The organism is Acinetobacter tianfuensis (genome assembly GCF_003611465.1).
Classification (GTDB): Bacteria; Pseudomonadota; Gammaproteobacteria; order Pseudomonadales; family Moraxellaceae; genus Acinetobacter; species Acinetobacter tianfuensis.
In genome coordinates this window covers 1-19,038 of sequence record NZ_RAXV01000002.1, presented here as the reverse complement: position 1 = coordinate 19,038, position 19,038 = coordinate 1, and the positions used below count along the sequence as shown (strand labels likewise).

At 40.8% G+C, this 19,038-nt stretch carries 22 protein-coding genes; 15 read left to right on the top strand and 7 right to left on the bottom strand.

Annotation, left to right across the window (positions count from 1 at the left end; genetic code table 11):
- Positions 1–8: 8 nt before the first annotated feature.
- Positions 9–1,118 (bottom strand): alpha/beta fold hydrolase, encoded by a 1,110-nt coding sequence (locus D7V32_RS01530; RefSeq protein WP_120401167.1) that lies wholly within the window; start codon positions 1,116–1,118, stop codon positions 9–11.
- A gap of 142 nt (positions 1,119–1,260) precedes the next feature.
- On the opposite strand from D7V32_RS01530, the gene D7V32_RS01525 reads away from it, so the two are divergent.
- From D7V32_RS01525 to trpB, 9 genes are all read left to right on the top strand, one after another.
- A complete protein-coding gene (locus tag D7V32_RS01525) occupies positions 1,261–2,448 on the top strand; it encodes an O-succinylhomoserine sulfhydrylase (RefSeq protein WP_120401331.1) in 1,188 nt (395 codons plus the stop codon).
- A gap of 107 nt (positions 2,449–2,555) precedes the next feature.
- On the top strand, positions 2,556–2,885 hold the full coding sequence (locus D7V32_RS01520) for a YbaB/EbfC family nucleoid-associated protein (protein ID WP_120401166.1): 330 nt from the start codon (positions 2,556–2,558) through the stop codon (positions 2,883–2,885).
- Between the two features lie 13 nt (positions 2,886–2,898).
- On the top strand, positions 2,899–3,495 hold the full coding sequence (gene recR / locus D7V32_RS01515; RefSeq protein ID WP_120401165.1) for a recombination mediator RecR: 597 nt from the start codon (positions 2,899–2,901) through the stop codon (positions 3,493–3,495).
- 193 nt (positions 3,496–3,688) lie between these two features.
- Positions 3,689–4,831: a ribonuclease D gene (locus tag D7V32_RS01510; RefSeq protein ID WP_120401164.1), complete on the top strand. Its 1,143-nt coding sequence runs from the start codon at positions 3,689–3,691 to the stop codon at positions 4,829–4,831.
- A gap of 127 nt (positions 4,832–4,958) precedes the next feature.
- Positions 4,959–5,264: a YcgL domain-containing protein gene (locus D7V32_RS01505; RefSeq protein ID WP_120401163.1), complete on the top strand. Its 306-nt coding sequence runs from the start codon at positions 4,959–4,961 to the stop codon at positions 5,262–5,264.
- Positions 5,265–5,286: 22 nt separating this feature from the next.
- Positions 5,287–5,670 (top strand): hypothetical protein, encoded by a 384-nt coding sequence (locus D7V32_RS01500; protein WP_120401162.1) that lies wholly within the window; start codon positions 5,287–5,289, stop codon positions 5,668–5,670.
- Between the two features lie 22 nt (positions 5,671–5,692).
- Positions 5,693–6,544: an AAA family ATPase gene (locus D7V32_RS01495; RefSeq protein ID WP_120401161.1), complete on the top strand. Its 852-nt coding sequence runs from the start codon at positions 5,693–5,695 to the stop codon at positions 6,542–6,544.
- Between the two features lie 241 nt (positions 6,545–6,785).
- Positions 6,786–7,973 (top strand): vWA domain-containing protein, encoded by a 1,188-nt coding sequence (locus tag D7V32_RS01490; protein WP_120401160.1) that lies wholly within the window; start codon positions 6,786–6,788, stop codon positions 7,971–7,973.
- A 153-nt stretch (positions 7,974–8,126) separates the two neighbouring features.
- The gene (gene trpB / locus D7V32_RS01485) at positions 8,127–9,335 is read left to right on the top strand and encodes a tryptophan synthase subunit beta (protein ID WP_120401330.1); all 1,209 of its coding nucleotides are present in this window, start codon (positions 8,127–8,129) and stop codon (positions 9,333–9,335) included.
- Here the strand turns inward: trpB and D7V32_RS01480 are convergent.
- The 4 genes from D7V32_RS01480 to D7V32_RS01465 form a co-directional block, all read right to left on the bottom strand.
- Positions 9,332–9,751 (bottom strand): hypothetical protein, encoded by a 420-nt coding sequence (locus D7V32_RS01480; RefSeq protein WP_120401159.1) that lies wholly within the window; start codon positions 9,749–9,751, stop codon positions 9,332–9,334. The genes trpB and D7V32_RS01480 overlap by 4 nt on opposite strands.
- A 63-nt stretch (positions 9,752–9,814) precedes the next feature.
- Complete coding sequence (locus D7V32_RS01475; RefSeq protein ID WP_120401158.1) at positions 9,815–10,246, bottom strand: CBS domain-containing protein; 432 nt, start codon at positions 10,244–10,246, stop codon at positions 9,815–9,817.
- 103 nt (positions 10,247–10,349) lie between these two features.
- Positions 10,350–10,721: a DUF2750 domain-containing protein gene (locus tag D7V32_RS01470; protein ID WP_120401157.1), complete on the bottom strand. Its 372-nt coding sequence runs from the start codon at positions 10,719–10,721 to the stop codon at positions 10,350–10,352.
- A gap of 139 nt (positions 10,722–10,860) precedes the next feature.
- Entirely contained in the window at positions 10,861–11,094 is a 234-nt protein-coding gene (locus D7V32_RS01465) for a hypothetical protein (RefSeq protein WP_120401156.1), read from the bottom strand.
- Positions 11,095–11,326: 232 nt separating this feature from the next.
- On the opposite strand from D7V32_RS01465, the gene D7V32_RS01460 reads away from it, so the two are divergent.
- Positions 11,327–11,686, top strand: a complete 360-nt coding sequence (locus tag D7V32_RS01460) for a hypothetical protein (RefSeq protein ID WP_120401155.1) — start codon at positions 11,327–11,329, stop codon at positions 11,684–11,686.
- Between the two features lie 112 nt (positions 11,687–11,798).
- On the top strand, positions 11,799–12,125 hold the full coding sequence (locus tag D7V32_RS01455) for a hypothetical protein (RefSeq protein WP_120401154.1): 327 nt from the start codon (positions 11,799–11,801) through the stop codon (positions 12,123–12,125).
- On the opposite strand, the gene D7V32_RS01450 is transcribed toward D7V32_RS01455, so the two are convergent.
- Positions 12,046–13,620 carry a M16 family metallopeptidase gene (locus D7V32_RS01450; RefSeq protein WP_120401153.1) on the bottom strand — a complete coding sequence of 525 codons (1,575 nt, stop codon included), beginning with the start codon at positions 13,618–13,620 and terminating at the stop codon, positions 12,046–12,048. The genes D7V32_RS01455 and D7V32_RS01450 overlap by 80 nt on opposite strands.
- Positions 13,621–13,635: 15 nt before the next feature.
- Positions 13,636–14,958, bottom strand: a complete 1,323-nt coding sequence (locus D7V32_RS01445) for a M16 family metallopeptidase (RefSeq protein WP_120401329.1) — start codon at positions 14,956–14,958, stop codon at positions 13,636–13,638.
- A 242-nt stretch (positions 14,959–15,200) separates the two neighbouring features.
- On the opposite strand from D7V32_RS01445, the gene ftsY reads away from it, so the two are divergent.
- From ftsY to D7V32_RS01425, 4 genes are all read left to right on the top strand, one after another.
- Positions 15,201–16,307 (top strand): signal recognition particle-docking protein FtsY, encoded by a 1,107-nt coding sequence (ftsY, locus tag D7V32_RS01440; RefSeq protein ID WP_120401152.1) that lies wholly within the window; start codon positions 15,201–15,203, stop codon positions 16,305–16,307.
- A 195-nt stretch (positions 16,308–16,502) separates the two neighbouring features.
- Positions 16,503–17,186: a nitroreductase family protein gene (locus tag D7V32_RS01435; RefSeq protein WP_120401151.1), complete on the top strand. Its 684-nt coding sequence runs from the start codon at positions 16,503–16,505 to the stop codon at positions 17,184–17,186.
- Between the two features lie 155 nt (positions 17,187–17,341).
- Positions 17,342–17,935: a nitroreductase family protein gene (locus tag D7V32_RS01430; RefSeq protein ID WP_120401150.1), complete on the top strand. Its 594-nt coding sequence runs from the start codon at positions 17,342–17,344 to the stop codon at positions 17,933–17,935.
- 162 nt (positions 17,936–18,097) lie between these two features.
- Positions 18,098–18,745 carry a DUF2057 family protein gene (locus D7V32_RS01425; protein WP_120401149.1) on the top strand — a complete coding sequence of 216 codons (648 nt, stop codon included), beginning with the start codon at positions 18,098–18,100 and terminating at the stop codon, positions 18,743–18,745.
- Positions 18,746–19,038: the final 293 nt, after the last annotated feature.

Genomic DNA, 19,038 nt, shown 5'->3' with positions numbered 1-19,038 from the left:
TTTTAACCCTAATTTTTTGTTTCTAATAACGTCGATCTTTGTGTAAGCCAATCGGTCAGTTTAGGCCAAAACGTATTGGCGCTTTTTTGGCTGGACATCAGGCCTAAATGACCGCCAGGGATTAGAGTAAACGTGACATCCTTACTGTTTGTCAATTCTATTAAAGGTTTAGATGCTTCGGCTGTCACAATTTGATCGCTGGAACCTGCGCCAACCATGAGCGGACAGCTGATATTTTTTAATGTGATAACTTTGTCTTGCAGCTGAATAACGCCTTGCTTAAGCGGATTTTGCAGCCAAAGATTCAGCACCATGTCTTGATTAATTCCTCCAGGATAGTCAATCATGTTATTTAAAAACTGTCCCATAGTGGCGTGTTCATAAATGGATTGCGGACTTTCCAGATTCAGCAGGAAGCTTTTTTGACTGTCAAACCAGCCTTTTGGGTCCATAATTTTAAAGCCTAATGCGTTAATGAGCCCTGGGGTGTGAATGAAATGTTTGGGAATTTGACCTTGATATAAGGTTTTCTGCACGATTTTATTTTGTGAGATCAGCTGATTTAAGTTTTTAAACAGTTTGCCGACGCGCCCTGAAGCATAGCTGTCAATTGGGCTGCCCAGCACCATTAAATTTTTAATGCGGCAGTCTTTGTTATTGTGCAATGCTGTATAAAGTGTCACAAAAATACCAGCCATACTCCAGCCGTGCAATGAAACCTGCTCTGATTTGGCATGCTTACAAATAAAATTGATGCAATGCGGTAAGGCGTCATCAATAAAAGACATAAAATTCAAATGACGGTCTTGGTAGCTGAGCTTATTCCATTCTAAAAGATAAACATCAAAGCCGCTGTGCTGGAAATGCTTAACCAATGACCGGTATGGATATAAGTCGTAAATTGACATATTGATCGCTAGCGGGGCTGTAAAGACTAAGGGCTCTTTAAATTGTTTATTGGGGGAGGCGTAATAGCGGACGGTACAATGTTTATAGCGTTCAATGATTTCATAGAGCGTTGTTTGTGAAAGCACTAATGACTGGCTGTTAAATACGCGAGCAGAAAGATGCTTCAGTTTAATTTTTTGGTTCTTAAACTTATTTTTAAGAGCAAGCATTTTTGGAATTGTCCTTGTCCAAGCAGGTTTGATCGAAGTCTAAGCGATATTTGCTTATTTTGCCTTGACCTTAAATAGCATAGGCGCTCAAAATGTTGGCAATTATTCACAAAAGGCAGTCTAAAAGACTGAATTCATGCTGATGAACCCACAAGACGATATCGAATATCAATTAGACACTTTAGCGATTCGTACAGGCCATACACGTACTGCAGAGGGTGAGCATAGCGAACCAATTTTCCTCACATCTTCTTTCGTATGCGAAAGTGCAGCAGATGCGGCAGCAAAATTTTCTGGACAAATTGAAGGCAATACCTATTCACGCTATACCAACCCAACCGTTCAAGCTTTTGAAAAACGTTTGGCGGTATTGGATGGCGCAGAAGCGGCAGTTGCGACAAGTTCAGGTATGGCGGGTGTGCACGCAGTGACTTTGGCATATTTGAAATCGGGCGATCATGTGGTTTGTTCACGTGCAGTCTTTGGTTCAATTATTTCGCTGTTTGAAAAATATGTTATTAAATTCGGTGTTGACGTTACTTTTGTAGATTTGGATGATTTAGATGCCTGGAAGCAAGCGATCCGCCCGAATACACGTCTTTTATTTATTGAAACACCTTCAAATCCGCTCGCTCAAGTAGGTGACTTGCAAGCCATTGCAGATATTGCACATGAGCATGGCGCGTTATTTGCTGTAGACAATACATTCTGTACGCCAGTACTTCAGCAACCGATTAAATTTGGCGCAGATTTAATCATCTATTCATCGACTAAATATATTGACGGCCAAGGCCGCGCTTTAGGCGGTGCAGTCGTAGGCAGCGCAAAATTAATGGAAGAAATTACAGGTGTCATCCGTACACTGGGTAATTCGATGAGTCCATTTAATGCGTGGATTTTCCTCAAAGGTTTAGAGACATTAAGCCTGCGTATGAAAGCGCATTGTGCAAGCGCTCAAAAGCTTGCTGAATGGCTGGATGTGCATCCAAATGTTGAAAAAGTTTATTATGCAGGTTTGCCAAATCACCCTGGCCACGATCTTGCAAAAAAACAGCAGTCAGGTTTTGGCGGAGTCGTATCATTCGTTGCCAAAGGCGGCCGTGAAGGGGCTTGGAAAGTGATCGACAGTACGCGTTTCTTGTCTATCACCAGTAACCTTGGCGATACTAAATCGACGATTACACATCCGGCGACAACTTCACATGGCCGTATGTCACCAGAAGCGAAGCAGGCGGCAGGTATTTCAGAAGGTTTAATCCGTATTTCTGTTGGTTTAGAAGATATCGATGATATTATCGGTGACCTTTCTCATGGCTTAGATTTACTTTAAGATAAGCCCCGACAGTAAATGGCTTGGAAATAAGTATAAGATTGAATCTAAACTTAGCTTCAAGCCGTCATTATTTTAAATCAAAGGACTTTTGTTCGGAGTAATTTATGAACATTAATATGCTCATGCAGCAAGCTCAACGCATGCAAAAAGACATGGAAAGCAATGTTAAAAAAGCAAAAGAAGAGCTGGCGCAAACTGAAGTTCATGCTGAAGCAGGCGGCGGTTTAGTTAAAGTCACCATGACTTGCCGTAATGTAGTAAAGCGTATTGAAATCAACCCAGAATTGCTTCAAGACGATGCAGACATGATTGAAGATTTGATTGCAGCAGCAATGAACGATGCAGCGCGTCAAGCAGAAGCAATTACAGAAGAAAAAATGAAATCTGCAAATTCAGGCATGGGCTTGCCGCCAGGCCTTTCTGGTTTATTTTAAGGAATAGGGCTGCATGTTTAGCGGACGTTTTGATCAGCTCGTTCAAGCATTGCGCATTCTGCCGAGCGTTGGGCCGAAATCGGCTCAGCGCATGGCGCTGCATCTTATTATGAAAAATAAAGAGGGGGCTTTGAATTTGGCTCATGCGCTGAATGAAGCAACCAGTTTTATTCATGAGTGCAATATATGCAATTCATTGACTGAAAATGAAATTTGTGACATTTGTTTATCTGCAGAACGTGATGATTCATTGCTGTGTGTTGTTGAATCTCCAGCGGATGTGATGGCAATTGAGCAGAGCGGCAGTTTTAGAGGCAAGTATCACGTCTTGGGCGGTCATTTGTCACCGCTGGATGGTATTGGCCCAGATGAAATCGGTATTCCATACCTGATTCAGCGCTTATCAGATGGTAAAATTACGGAAGTGATTTTGGCAACAAATGCGACAGTTGAAGGTCAAGCGACTGCACATTATGTGGTAGAGGCAACGAAGCATTTGCCTGTGGGTATGACGCGTATTGCGCAAGGCGTACCGCAAGGCGGAGAGCTTGAATATGTGGATAGTCATACATTAAGTCAGGCTGTGCATAACCGTATGCGTATGAAGTGAGTGCAGTATTTTTGCTGCACGAATTTTTTAATAAAATTTAATAATATAAAAAATCTATAATACTGTTCTTTTGGATAGCTCAAAAACCACTATAATCGAAAAAATATAGTGAATATGTCTATTTTTGTTATCGAAAAATAGTATATATCAGTTAAAATAACGCTAAACAGCGTTTGCTAGATTTCGCAGTACTATGTATCAATTTATTCAACAGCAGCAAGACTTGCACCACGTCTTAAATTTAATGAGTCAAAGTTCTATCTATGGATTAGATACCGAATTTATTAAAGTGGATACTCTTTGGCCTAAGCTTGGCGTTTTTCAGATTAATGTCAATGGTCAAGTATTCTTGCTGGATGGTGTTGCTTTAGATTTAACGGATTTTTGGCATAAACTGTTTAGTGCGCAGCAGAACGTATTTCATGCCTGCGGTGAAGATATTGATCTGATTTACCATTACGCACAGCATAAGTCACTGCAAAATGTTTTTGATACACAAGTCGGTATGGCTTTTTTAGGACATGGCTTACAGGTCAGCTACCAAAATGCGCTGAAGACTATGCTGGATGTCGATATTGAAAAAGATCAAACGCGTTCTGACTGGCTGGCTCGTCCTTTAAGTACAGAGCAGATGCAGTATGCTGCCAATGATGTACAGTATATTATGCAGCTCTCAGAGCGTGTAAAAACAAATTTAGCTGAAAAAAGTTTATTCGACTGTGTTTTGGAAGATTGCCGTAATCTCACTCATGAGATTGGTACGGAGCTGCCAGTGCATCTGCTGTATCAGGATGTCGGCAATTATCGCAATAGCCGCAGGCAATTGATGCAGCTGCAGCAGCTGTCTGTATGGCGTGAGCAAATGGTCAAAGCGCTGAATCAGCCGCGCAGTTTTATATTAAAATCGGCAACTATGCAGGATTTGGTAGAAAAAAATCCGCGTAATCATTTTCAGTTAAGCAGTATTAAAGGCATGCGCCCGAATATTGTCCGTGAGCATGGCAAAACTATTTTAGACTTACTTAAATTTCTGCCCGAACAAGCTGAGTGGCCGCTGCGTATGGCGCGTCCGATTCGGCACTCATCTCAAGAAATTACGCAGCGCGTAGAAACTTTAATTCAAAATGTAGTGAATGAAACTGCTGTGCCTAAAGAAGTTTTAATGCGTAAAAAGTGGATGAATGCGCTGTATCAGCATGTGGTATTTAGAAATGATGAACAGGAGCTGCCAGGCTATTTGCTTGGCTGGCGCTATGAATTGTTGACGAAGCCCTTAATTGAAGTGCTGCAGGCGGATGAGTCGTATTTAACGACCCAAATAAAAGTCCCAGATTAAATTAAAAAATTGATTAAAGATTTAGCACTTATACACATTCACGACTGATGCGTTAATAAACACTAATGTATCAGTCTTTTTTTTGATGTATCCTTTGCCTTGCATTTTAGGAGTGTTGTTGCAAATTATGTTCTGTTCAATCTACAAATCGAGCAAAAAAGACGAGATGTATTTATATATTGCCCGTCTGGAAGTGAAAGAAAGCGAAGAGCCGGCAAACCCGCTTGAAGTTTTGCCTGAAGCAGTGCGTACTGCATTTGGCCGTGCAACTTTTGTCATGGACTTAGAGCTGAGTGAACAACGCAAACTTGCGCGTGTAAATGTAATGCATGTTATGGATTCAATTGAAACCAAAGGTTTTTTCCTGCAAATGCCGCCAGAAGGTTTAATCAACCCAAATGCGGTTGAACCAGAAGGCTTGCGTGGCGCTTAATTAAATTTCAGGAGTTGTGAATATGGACAGTTTATGGGCTTTATTAGACTCAATTCCTGAAGATACGATTGCCATTACAGTATATTTGGCTGGCTGTGTGATTGCACTGAGCTGCTGGTACGGTGTAGCCAAGTGTTTACCTAAAACGCTTGGCGGCATTACTTGGATTTTACTGTTTGCTATTTTATTGACGCCAACCGTATCTGAAGGCAGTAATGCTTCTATTGCGCCAGCTATTTTCGGCTTGCTTTTTGGTGTGCTCACCAAAGATCAGCCTTTAGTGTGGGCAAATTTATCTTTAATTCTTTTCGTGTTGGGTATTTGCATGATATTGGGCTTTTTTTGGTCTAAATACAGCAGTGCAAAAGCTAAACAAGCGCTTCACAACAAAACTTCACCGCTTTAAAGTACAAAAATAAGGTCACGATATGTCTGTGGAAAATCAGCAATTTAATGGTACAGATCAATACATCGCTACGGATAGCTTAAAACTGGCAGTAAAAGCTGCCCGTTCACTTCAAAAGCCGCTGCTGGTTAAAGGTGAGCCAGGTACTGGTAAAACTTTGCTTGCAGAGCAGGTTGCTGAGAGTTTAGGTCTTAAGCTGATTACATGGCATATTAAATCAACCACCAAAGCGCAGCAGGGCTTGTATGAGTATGATGCAGTATCGCGTCTGCGTGACAGCCAGCTAGGTGATGACCGTGTTTATGATATTAAAAACTATATTAAGCCGGGTAAGCTTTGGGAAGCATTTACCAGTGAAGAACGCTGTGTGCTTTTAATTGACGAAATTGATAAAGCGGATATTGAGTTCCCAAATGACTTGCTGCATGAATTAGACAAAATGTCGTTCTATGTGTACGAGACGGGGGAAACCATCACAGCAGCACAGCGTCCGATTGTGATTATTACATCAAATAATGAAAAAGAGCTGCCAGATGCATTCTTGCGCCGCTGCTTCTTCCATTATATTGAATTCCCAGATGAAGCAACCATGCGCGAAATTATTGATGTGCATTTTGAGAAAATTTCTGCAACGCTGGTCAATGAGGCTCTGCAAATTTTCTTTAAATTACGTCAAATTCCAGGTTTAAAGAAACCGCCATCAACATCAGAATTGATTGATTGGTTAAGCTTACTGATGGCTGATGATATGCCGGAAGACATCTTGCGCAATACCGATAAATCTAAATCGATTCCACCTTTATATGGTGCACTGATTAAGAATGAGCAGGATGTTCAGCTGCTGGAGCGTTTGGCGTTTATGTCGCGCCGTTAAGATAAAATTAAAGCTGGATCATCCAGCTTTAATTTTATCTGCATGTTTTAAAGTTTTGATGAAGCATTGAATTTACTGAATGGTGAGTTACAGCTTTAAGCTTTACTTGCTGTGAGTGTTTTTGAATAATCTATTTATGCTTTTTGATTTTTCTGTCTAAATATATAAGCGGTTGTGCGGACTAAATTGAGTACAACGCAGGTTTAGACTAAATATAAATTTTAATGGACTTTATTCGCCTATGTTTGTGCGATTGTTTTATACCCTTAGAAAATATGGCGTGCCAGTTTCAACTCGTGAATTGATTGATTTGAATCAGGCGGTAGCAGCGGGCTTGGTCTTTGCGGATCAAAATGAGTTTTATCAGCTTGCAAAAACCGTCATGGTTAAAGATGAGCGCTTCTTTGATAAATTTGACCGTGCAATGAAAGATTATTTTGACGGGATTGCAACTTTTGATTTAGATGAGCTGCTCAATCAGGTGCAGAAGCTGCCAAAAGACTGGTTTGATTTAGAGCTGATTGAAAAGCATCTGACACCAGAGCAGCGTGAAGAGTTAAGAAAAGCAGGTTCGCTTGAAGAGCTGATGAAGATGCTGGAAGAACGCTTGCGCGAACAGCATAAAAAGCACCAAGGCGGCAATAAAATGATTGGCACAGGCGGAACTTCGCCATTCGGCGCGTTTGGCGATCATCCTGAAGGTGTGCGCATTGGCGGGCCGGGGCGTAAACGTTCTGCTGTGAAAGTCTGGGAACAGCGCCAGTACCGCAATTTAGATGATGACCAAATTTTAGGAAGCCGTCAGATGCAAATGGCGCTGCGCCGTTTGCGTAAGTTTGCCCGTCAAGGCGCTGCTGAAGAACTGGATATCGACGGCACGATCCGCGAAACGGCCAAGCAGGGTATTTTAGATGTGCAGCTGGTGCCAGAGCGCCGTAACCGTATTAAGGTGCTGATGCTGTTTGATGTGGGCGGTTCAATGGATGCGCATATTGCACAGTGTGAAAAGTTATTCGGTGCTGCAAAAACAGAGTTTAAAACGCTGGAATATTTCTATTTTCATAACTGTTTGTATGATTATGTGTGGAAAGACAATATCCGCCGCTCAAATACACGTATGAATACTTGGGATTTGTTGAATACTTATGGCCGGGATTATCGTGTGATTGTGGTCGGAGATGCCAGTATGGCCCCGTATGAGCTGAATTCTGCAGGAGGTTCTGTCGAATATATGAATGATGAGGCTGGCAATGTCTGGCTGCACCGTTTGCGTAAGCATTTTGATAAAACAGCTTGGTTGAACCCAGAAGAAGACAACTATTGGCACTACACGCAAACCATCGGGCAAATAAAGCAGATATTTGAAGATCACATGTATCCAATGACCTTAAAGGGGGTTGAGGATATGACCAAATATTTAGCGCGCTAAAGCCGCGGCAGTTCTTTTAAAGCTAAATAGTGGACTCATTTATAGAGATTTTTTGTTTGGATCGGAAATTTGGACTTGTTGAATAAAGTCAAAATTCGTTAGTATCGGATGCGGTTTTATTTACAGTATATTTCAGCAGACGAAGGAAATAAGATGGATCATCAAATTAATGGTATTGCTTTGCCAAATGAAGAAGGTTTCTTTGGTGAGTATGGTGGTCAGTTTATTCCGCCTGATTTAAAACAAGCAATGGATGATATTAATGCGGCATATCAGGAAATTCGTCAGACTGCAGAATTTCAAGATGAGCTAAAAGACTTATTTGCTCACTATGTTGGCCGTCCAAGTCCGTTATTTCATGCAAAGCGCTTATCTGAAAAATTAGGCGGCGCACAGATTTATTTAAAACGTGAAGACTTAAACCACACTGGCGCACATAAAATTAACCATTGTTTGGGTGAGGCATTGCTTGCCAAATATATGGGTAAAACTAAAGTGATTGCAGAAACAGGTGCAGGCCAGCATGGTGTAGCGCTTGCAACGGCATGTGCGCTTGTGGGCATTCCATGTGAAATTCATATGGGCCAAGTAGATATTGAAAAAGAACATCCAAACGTCGTGAAAATGAAAATTTTAGGTGCAAACCTGATTTCAGTCACACGCGGTACAGCAACACTAAAAGATGCTGTAGACAGCGCTTTTGAAGAATACCTAAAAGACCCTAAAAACTTTATTTATGCGATTGGTTCAGTGGTTGGCCCGCATCCATTCCCAATGATGGTACGCGACTTCCAGTCTATTATTGGTGATGAAATTAAAGTTCAGACCAATGAACGCTTTGGTGCAAATCCCGACTATGTCGTTGCATGTGTAGGCGGCGGTTCAAACGCAGTCGGCGCATTCACGGCTTTCTTAAATGAGCCGAATGTAAAATTGGTGGGTGTAGAGCCCGCTGGTCATGGTTTAGATACAGACATGCACTCTGCAACCTTGACTTTAGGTAAGCCAAGTCAGATACATGGTATGGCGTGCTATGTACTTGAAGATGAAAATGGTGAGCCGTTGCCAGTGCATTCAATTGCATCGGGTCTGGATTATCCAGGTGTGGGGCCGCAGCATAGTTTGTTAAAAGATTTAGGCCGTGTGGAATACTCAACAGCAACTGACCAAGAATGTTTGGATGCATTTATGACGCTTTCACGTGTTGAAGGGATTGTACCTGCGTTGGAAAGCTCTCATGCAGTGGCTTGGGCAATTCGTGAAGCGCCAAAATTGGCTAAAGATGTAAAAATCGTGGTGAATGTATCTGGCCGCGGTGATAAAGACTCTGATTATGTCGCTGAGAAATTAGGTCTAAATTAATCTATCTTAGTAAATAGACTAAGCTGAATATCTTCTTTGGAAGGTGTATAAAGTGTTAATAGTGTATTTAAATTATCCCAGTTTTTGACTGGGATATTTTTTTGCACATATTTTTTATAAAAAGCGTGGTTAAAGGAAGAAGGAGGGTCTTGTGGGATCAAATTTGGATATAATGCAAAAATAATGGCTTTTGTATCTAATAGTTCGGTAATAGCACTGGCAATTTCTAAATTAATTGTGCGTCTATAAGTATGCAGTAAATCATCATTCTTTATGTCAACCATAAGCTGTTCGAGCTTGAAAATTAAACGATTGAGCTGGGTGATTTTAAGTTGGGTAGTGTTGAGTGTATTCATAAGGAGGGATATTTCTAATTTTATTCTTTGAGTGTCTGTTTTATGTAATTGTTTTGTCATTACGATAGCGCTTTGTTTAAATAAAATCCCTGAAAAGTCAGGGATTTTAGGTGAATATACTTTTTAACCTGAAATATACTGCTGCAGCTGTTCAATGAGTTTGTGCTGATCATCCATGGCAGCTTTCACTAAATCACCAATAGAAATCAGGCCTAAAAGCTGATCATTTTCAACAACAGGCAAATGACGAAGGTGTTTATCAGTCATAAGCTCCAAACAGTCTTCTACAGTCGCGCTGCGGGTCACTGTCAGGACTTTGGCTGTCATAATTTCGCTGACAGTTGTATCGAATGATTTACGCTGCATAAGCGCGATTTTACGCGTGTAGTCACGCTCTGACAGAATGCCTGCAACAATTCCTTCATGCACAACCACAATCGCGCCAATGCCTTTGTCTGCCATGAGGCTGATGGCCTCTAATACAGTAGCCTCTGGGTGAATGGTATATACAGTTTGCGAAACTTTATCTTGGAGTACTTGAGCTACTGTAGTCATTGCTGTTGAATCCTTTTTTTTCAAATTATTATTGATATAAAATTATCGTGAATTTAGAAAAAAGCAAATACTGCTGCGTTCAGTTTTACTTTCTTTATATCTTTCAAACTACCACTAATTCACGCGGTGTAAAGAAAAAATGCCGCATTTGCAGGGTGGTCAGCTTAATTTTTTTATTAGAGCTGCAGAGTGCAGGTGTTGCCTTTAAGCGGGTAAGCGTTGGCAGTAAGGCTGTTTCAAAATCTTTAGATGTAATCTTTTTCGGGCTATAGTTAGGCCAATGTTTTTTTGCATATTTATGCGCTTGCAGACCATTAAGCCAAAATGGAAAAATGAAATCTTCACTGTCTTTGGTCATGGCCCAGCCATTGTGGTATAGCCCCCATAACGTACCGCAGTACATCATCGTTTTCAAAATTGATATTTTAAAAAATAAGTCTTTAGAGATGGGGTGGAGTTTGGAGATCTTTGACATCTTTATATTGCACTTATTGAGTTCAGGTCTATTATAAAAAAATGATATGAAATTACTGTTTAGGCTTTGATTTTAATCGTAAGAAATTGTGTAGAGCTAAAATTTAAATCAAAAAAAACGCCACCTAAGTGACGTTTTATTATGCTTGAATTGTTGCCAGCTTTTCCCAATATTGCGCTTTGTATGAATCGCGCTCTACGCGGAAGCCTTGGTAATAAAGTTCTGCTAAAAACATGGCTGCTTTGCTGTGACCGGCACGCGCCGCATTTTCGAGCTGTTGTACTGCATCTGTAAAGTTCATTTGAGATTGAATCGTATTTACAGCATTTGCATAAACATGTTCTAGCTCATGCTGAGAGATAGGTTGAATCATATTAAACTCCTTATTCTAATTATGATTGCATCAGATTTTCAAATTTGTACTTTGTCTGATTGATACTTAATGTATCTAACTATTGTTAAACTAATATTACAATAAGCTTGAATTGTCAACAAATGAGACAGTGAAAAAAGTCTTATATTTAATTTACATGATTAAACAATGAACAAAAGGATTTTTTTTATAATATATTTATCTAACAAGACGCTATAACAAGGAGAACAACATGAGCAGAACTTTAGACGGTTTGAATTTTGATATGCCTCCAAGCGCCGAGCAGGTGATTGCTTTGGCGCATTTGCATCGTCAAAAATTAGATGAAGCAATTTTTCACAATGAAATACATTTGGGAGAATTTGGTCTTGCTCAGCGCAAGCGTGTCTATGACTTTACCCGAGAGCTGGACGAACAGCAAAGAGAGGGCTTTTACCAGCTTTATAACGGTGAGCTGAAAAAAATTGCGGATGACGATGATCTGCATCCAGCGCATGCAGAAGGCGGGCTGAGTATTTTTGCGGTGATTATTGTCTTGGCTGTGATCGCCATTATTTTGTATTTTGCAGTAATTAGGGCAATTGTGTCTTAATTCTGTGCTGTATCAGGCGAAGCTTTAATTTTATATGTTGCTTAAGAAAGCAGCAGGCTGACTTGAACTTCATTCGGGTCAGCCATACACTACTTAAAGCCTGAGGTAGTGTATGATTCTTGATTTAAATAAAATCCATCAATTCAAATCTAAAATAAAATTAGAGCAGCTTTATAATTATTTAATAGCGCTAATTGTTGTGCTGATCATTATTTTAGCCAGTATGGCTTTATACCGTCCTATTGGTGTGCCTCAATATAAGGCTGTACTGCAGCTTTCACAGCAGTACAGTTATCCAGAAACACAAGAGATGGCAGAGCAGTTAGCTGCTCGGCATCAAATCAGTATGCATCAATATATTAAATTAATGCAGGCTTATCAGCAGGAGTCACATCGGGCGCATCGGCTGCCGGACTCTGTTCAGGAAGGTCCTTTTTAGCTGGCGCTATGATGGTCTGTCCTAAGTTCTGTTTTAGGCGTTTAATCAGTTCATCTTGATCGAGTTCTTTGCTAACAGCAACAATCGTTATATTGTCTGGATGCAGGTGTTTGCGTACAGCGCGCTGTACATCTTCGGCGGTGATTTTTTCCAGCATTTTCGGGTATTGGCTTAAGGTGTCCGCTGGCTGGCCATAAAATCCGAATAATCCAAGCTGTGAGTTAATTGATGCATTGCTGCTATAGGTGTTTGGGTATGCCCGCAGCATGCCGGCTTTGGTTTCCTTCAGCCGTTTGCGGTCAATCGGCTGATTGACAAAGTCTGTAAAGGCCTTATGTGCAATTTCAATACTGTCCATAAATTGGTCTTCACGTGTTGAGTAGCTGAAACTGAACATGCCGGGCGCTTGGCTGAAATTGAAAGAGCTGTAAGCGCCATAGGTGTAGCCGCGTTTAATACGAAGTTCCTGCATTAAGATTGCGTTAAAGCCGCCGCCGCCAAACATGCGGTTTGCAACTTCTAGAACTAAACGGTCAGGGTCATTTCGTGTCGTGGCTAAATGTCCAATCGTCACATGGCTTTGACTTGAGTTAAACGGCAGGTGTTTAATTTTAATATTGAAACCAGTGTTTTGCTTAGGCTCTGGCAATGGACCTGCTTTTTCGCCTTGACGCATATTCCCAGCAATGCGTTCGGTTAGTGTAAGCGCTTCTTTTGCTGACATTTTCCCTGTAATGGCAATATTCATGTTTTGCGCAACGAGAAATTGATTTCTAAATTGTTTTAAGTTGTCTGCATTTAATCGCTTAATACTGCCATTGGTGCCAGTAATTGGCTCTGCGTATGGGTGAACGCCATAAATACTGCGATAGAACTGTATACCCATTAATTTACTGGCGCTTTCCTGCAGCTGTTTTTGTCCAGCCTGAGTATTGCTTAGTACAAGATTGATACTGTTGCTTTTAAATGATGCGTTGTTCAGCAGCTCAAGTGTCATTGCTAAAGCGGGTTCCATTTTTGCTGGATCAGACAAGACACGCAGTGTAATAATAAACATGTCGCGGTAGGCTTGGACACCAAAGCGTGCGCCTGCTTGTTCAAATACGCTGGCGACTTGCTCAGCAGTATATTTTTCTGTGCCTTCATCCAGAAGTTTGGCCGCCATGCTGGCAAGGCCGCCTAGGCCATTGCCAATCTCTGTGTCTCGTGCTGAGCCTGCATTAAAAGTCAGCTGTATATCAACCATAGGCAAATCTTGCGCTTCTACAAATAAGCTTCTTACCCCATAGCTGTTCTTTAAATCATGAACATAAGGCGCACGGTAGTCAGCAGCTGCATTTGAAAGATTTTTTAAGCTTTGCAGCTGCTGAATTGATTTTAACTGGTCAGGCTGATCATGAATGTCTGGTTCTGCGCTGATATAGCTTTCATTTGCCCATGTAAAAGCAGGCTGCATCAGCAATGCAATCATTAACGGGCTAAATTTTCTTAACATGATGGCATCCTGATATTAGCGTGCATTTTTTTCTGGCATAAGGTACATCGTACTGAGGTTTTCCCGTACGAGATAAGTGTTTGCTATGCGCAGCACATCCTGCGGGCTGACATTCTCATAATGTTTTGGCAGCTCATCCATTAAACGGTAGCTCAAACCGTTTACTTCCAAATTACCAATGGTTTTTGCTTGAGTTGAAATATCGTCCTGAGCATAGATCATATTGGAAATAAACTTTGCGCTGATGCGTTCGAGTTCAGCAGGCTGGACCAGTTCAGTTTTAAGCAAATCAATTTCAGCCTGAATGGCCTTTTGAGCATCTTCCAGACTTACTCCAGCAGATGGTACTGCGGAAATGCTGAATAGGCTGTCACCGCGGTTATAAGGATCATAAGAAACGCCAAGCGCAGTCAGCAGTTTTTTCTGACGGATTAGGCGGTCTTGCAAGCGCGAAGAAATGCCGCTGTCTAAAACATTGCGGATCATGTTCAGGACATAAGCGTCTTGCGGATTTTTTGCCGATACTAAAGAGCGGACATTCCATGCCATAAATAAGTTGGGGATCTGCACATTTTCATGAAGCTCCATATGGCGGTAGCCCACCCGTTCAAATTCAAGTACGTCATTACGCTGCGGTGTTTTTTGATACGGAATATGTCCAAAATACTTTTCAACTTGGCGTACAGCCTCTTCAGCATTAACATCGCCGACAATCACTAAAATGGCATTATTGGGGGTATACCAAGTCTTGTACCACTGTTTCAGATCATCAAGCTGAATATTCTGCAGATTTTTCATATGGCCTATGACTGGCTGGCGGTAATGGCTGGTTGGATAAGTAATCCATTTAAAACGTTCGAATGCCAGTGAGCGCGGATTATCGTCTGTGCGCTGGCGGCGCTCTTCCATGACCACTTTTATTTCAGGTTCAAAGTCAGACTGCTGCATTTTTAAATTGGTCATGCGGTCTGCTTCAAGTTCTAAAGCCATAGGGAAGTAGTTTTTAGGGTAAAGCTGATAATAGTTGGTGTAGTTGGTAAATGTCGCGGCATTGATGCTGCCGCCGTATATGCGGCTCAGGCGGGTAAATTCATCATTAGGCACTTTGGTTGTGCCTTTGAACATCATATGTTCCAAAGCGTGAGAAATACCAAGCACATTGCCGGATTCATCTGCACTGCCGACTTTGTACCAGATTTGAGTAAAGACCATTGGTGAGCGGTGATCTTCTCGGACAATGATTTTTAAGCCATTTTTTAACGTTGTTTCAAATGTGGTTCTTGCAAGCTCACTGCGGCTGTCTGCCAATGTGAATGAGCTGCATAAACTTAAACCCATGAAGAGTGCAGAAATGAAAGGTTTTTTTAGCGTTTGAAAATGCAGCAAAGCTGTTTTGCTCACAAGCTATTCCAAATAAAAACAGATTATTGAGCAATATTCTTTAGAAAGTCTGGTTTGAAGGCAAGTCGAGGCTGTAGTTTTTTCGTATGCATTGATAATGCACTGCCGCATTTGGCTCAAAATGAAGGAACTTATGCTAGAATCCATTTTTTTAACGCAGTGCTTTTCAAGGATTCGGCATGCAACAGCAATCTAATGGGCAAAATAAATTTTTGATTGATGCTGATATTGGAGATGATGATGTCACATTACCGAGTTTGCCTTCTGTAGACGTCTCAATTGTAGAAACTCCAAAAGCGCCAGCGCCTGTTTCTGAGCCTGTAGCCTCGGAAGCTGTTCAAGAAGAAGATCATGCCCCGAAAGGCGGTTTCTTTAGCCGTATGAAAGAAGGGTTGACGAAAACCCGCAAAAACCTTGCTGACGGCATGGTGAATATTCTGATTGGTGGCAAAGAAATTGATGATGAGCTATTAGAAGAAGTTGAAGAACAGCTTTTGGTTGCCGATATTGGTGTTGATGCGACAAAAACGATTATTGCAAATTTAACCGAACGTACTGCACGCGGTGATTTGATTTATTCACACTCGCTGTATAAGGCGCTGCAGGAAGAACTAGTTGCTTTGCTTGCACCGCGTGTAAAGCCTTTACATATTGATCCGAATAAAGGCCCGTATGTTATTTTGGTTGTTGGTGTAAATGGTGTAGGTAAGACCACAACGATTGGCAAACTTGCAAAACGCCTGCAAGGTGAAGGTAAAAAAGTCATGTTGGCTGCAGGTGATACATTCCGTGCTGCGGCAACTGAACAGCTTCAAATTTGGGGTGAACGCAACAATATTGCGGTTGTTGCTCAAGGTCATGGCGCAGACAGCGCATCTGTGATTTTCGATGCTTTTGAAAGCGCGCGCGCAAAAGGCGTAGATGTGCTGATTGCAGACACTGCAGGCCGTTTGCATAACAAAGGCCACTTAATGCAAGAATTGACTAAAGTGAAGCGTGTGATGCAAAAAATTGATGCAACAGCGCCGCATGAAGTTATGCTGGTTGTTGATGCAGGCACAGGTCAAAATGCCATTAACCAAGTTGAAATGTTTGACGAAGCTGTTGGCTTGACAGGTCTAACGATTACTAAGCTGGATGGCACTGCGAAGGGCGGTGTGCTGTTTAATATTGCGAGCCGCACACATGTGCCAATTCGTTTTATTGGCGTTGGTGAAAAGATTGATGATCTGCGTCCATTCTCAGCTAAATCGTTTGTGGCAGCATTATTTGAAACGGAAAAATAATCCAGTATAAATTTTTAAATAAAGATGGATAATTCACGCAAACTCCGCATTCCGCGGAGTTTGTTGATTTTAAATGAACTATTTGATTTAAAAAACATCATTTGTCTGTAAGCTAAGCAATAGTTGATCCTGAAAAGTACTAAAATAAACTCCATAATTACATTTATTTTGTTCTTTTTTTATTGGGGATTCACTATGGCACTTTTAAGCAAGCTGGGTCATGTCCTGACGGCAGATATTACAAAAGATTTTAAGTTGAAAATAAAGTCTGCAGATGAGCCCGCAGCAGTTACGTTTGTGGATCAATTAAAAAAACGACGCAGTATTTATGATCTGGGAAAACGTGTTCATTATAGTCAAGCATATATTGCAGAATTGATCCAAGAATCTGTGCGCAGCTGTCCTTCTGCCTATAATTCGCAAAGTACCCGTATTGTTATTTTGTTTGGTGAGTCTCATCAGCAATTTTGGAATATTGTCCGTAATGTAGAACGCCGTAATGTGCCAATGAGTGTCTTTGAGGGCGTGGATATGAAAATTGGCAAATGTGCTGCTGCTTTTGGCACAGTATTATTTTATGAAGATCAAACTATTATTCAGCAATTACAGAAAAAAGTGCCTTTTAGTGCGAAGGATTTTCCTGTTTGGTCAGAGCAAACCTCTGGCATGGCGCAATTTGCGGTATGGACTTCTCTGGCTGATACTGGCTTAGGCGCATCATTGCAGCATTATAATCCATCTATCGATCAAGCAGTTTCAGATTATTTTAATATTGAGAAAAACTGGCTGATGCGGGCACAGCTGGTTTTTGGTTCAATTGAAGGATCTGCACTTGAAAAAGAACAGCTGGAAGAGCAAAGCTTTCGAGTCTATGCATAAGTATAAAGCATGTGTATTTAGGATGATTCGAGGCGGTATTTCATGCATCATCCTAAAAATGATACACAATGTTATAAATATGGATATTTTTATTTTATCTAAATCTACTATGATTGTTTTATCTGATTTATGCGATACAAAAATAAGAGGAAGATATGTCTTTTTTAGATCAAATCCAAAAACGCCGTTCAATTTATGCAATTGGTAAAAATTTGACAGCTGATCAAGATGCTGTCGAAGAAACAATTAAGCAAGCTGTTCGTTTAAGTCCTTCTTCATTTAATTCACAAACTTCACGTGTTGTCATACTTTTTGGTGAGTCACACCTTCAATTTTGGGGAATTGTGCGTGAAACATTGCGCAAAATTGTTCCAGAAGCTGCTTTTGCTGGTACGGATGCAAAAATCAGCAGCTTTGAAGCCGGTTTTGGTACGGCATTATTTTATGAAGACCAAGCAGCAGTAAAGGCTTTGCAAGAGCAGTTTGCGTTATATGCAGATAATTTCCCAGTGTGGTCTGAACACTCAACAGCTATTGCTCAGTTTGCGGTATGGACTGCATTATCGGAGCAAAATATTGGTGCATCATTGCAGCATTACAACCCGATTGTTGATGAAGAAGTTGCAGCGGCATTTACTATACCTGACAGCTGGAAACTGCGTGCGCAGTTGGTATTTGGTTCGATTGAAGCGCCTGCAGGCGAAAAAACCTTTATGGATGATGCTGAGCGTTTTAAGACTTTTAAGTAAAGGCCAGCCATTCCTGTAAATCGTATTGCTGCTTTTTAATATTAAAGCTCAAGTCAATCTTGGGCTTTTTATTTTTCGTTTGACAGTTTTTGCTGTCATAAAGCTGTCATTTAGAACATGCATAGTGCAACTAAAATTTAATAATACTGAAAGAGTATAGAAATGGTTTTAAAGTTTGCAGCAGCTTCCTTGGCTATCTTTATGAGCAGTGCTGTATTTTCAGCAGTGACGTTGACGGTTCCTGATGAAATAAAAGTTTTAGCAGTAAATGACAAAGAAGTGTTTGGTAATTTATTAAGATCAAAGGATCAATTCAAAGTCGATGCTGGTGTAAATACTTTGCAGGTTCGTTATCAGGGGTATTACCAGCATGCAGACAATTCACATGATGTTTTAAAATCTGGTGTTGTCTCACTGCAGACACCTGCTTTGCAGGATGGTGTGTCATATAAGTTAGCGCTTATTGATGCGCCAAAAGATTTTGATCAGGCTGAACGCTATAAAGATCAGCCGATTATTGGTTTGTATGATCAAAATAATAAGCTTATTGTGCAGCAGGCTGGAGCCAAAAATCAGAAATCATGGCTGGCAAATACTTTTTCAGACTCCAGTGCAGTTGATCTAAGCACAGCCAACAAAGCCGTCCCTGCCGCGCAGCCTGCGCCTGTATATTATGTGCAGGCTGAGTCAGGCGCTAAACGTGTTGACATAAAATCAGCTCAAGATCAGCAATTAATACAAGCATGGCAAAATGCAACAAAAGTTGAGCGTCAGAAGTTTATGTCTTGGTTAGCAGAACAGTCTAATTAAGCAAGCTGAATTTAGATATTTAGAATAAAGTTGGTTTATGCCAGCTTTTTCTGCTTTTCGGAGCGGCAAAAAGAAAACAGCTTACAGTTAACATGTAAATATATGCGAAAGTGTAAAATTAGCATTGCTATAAATGAAAAATATGCTAAAAATAATAGTTTGGTTTAAAAAGTAATCAAACAAAGCATTATTTCTAAAATATTTAGAGATAGGGGTTGCGCTTGTTTTAAAACTGTATAGAATACGCTGCATACCAACGCAGACAGCGAAACGCTTAAGGTTTTGGTTGTTAT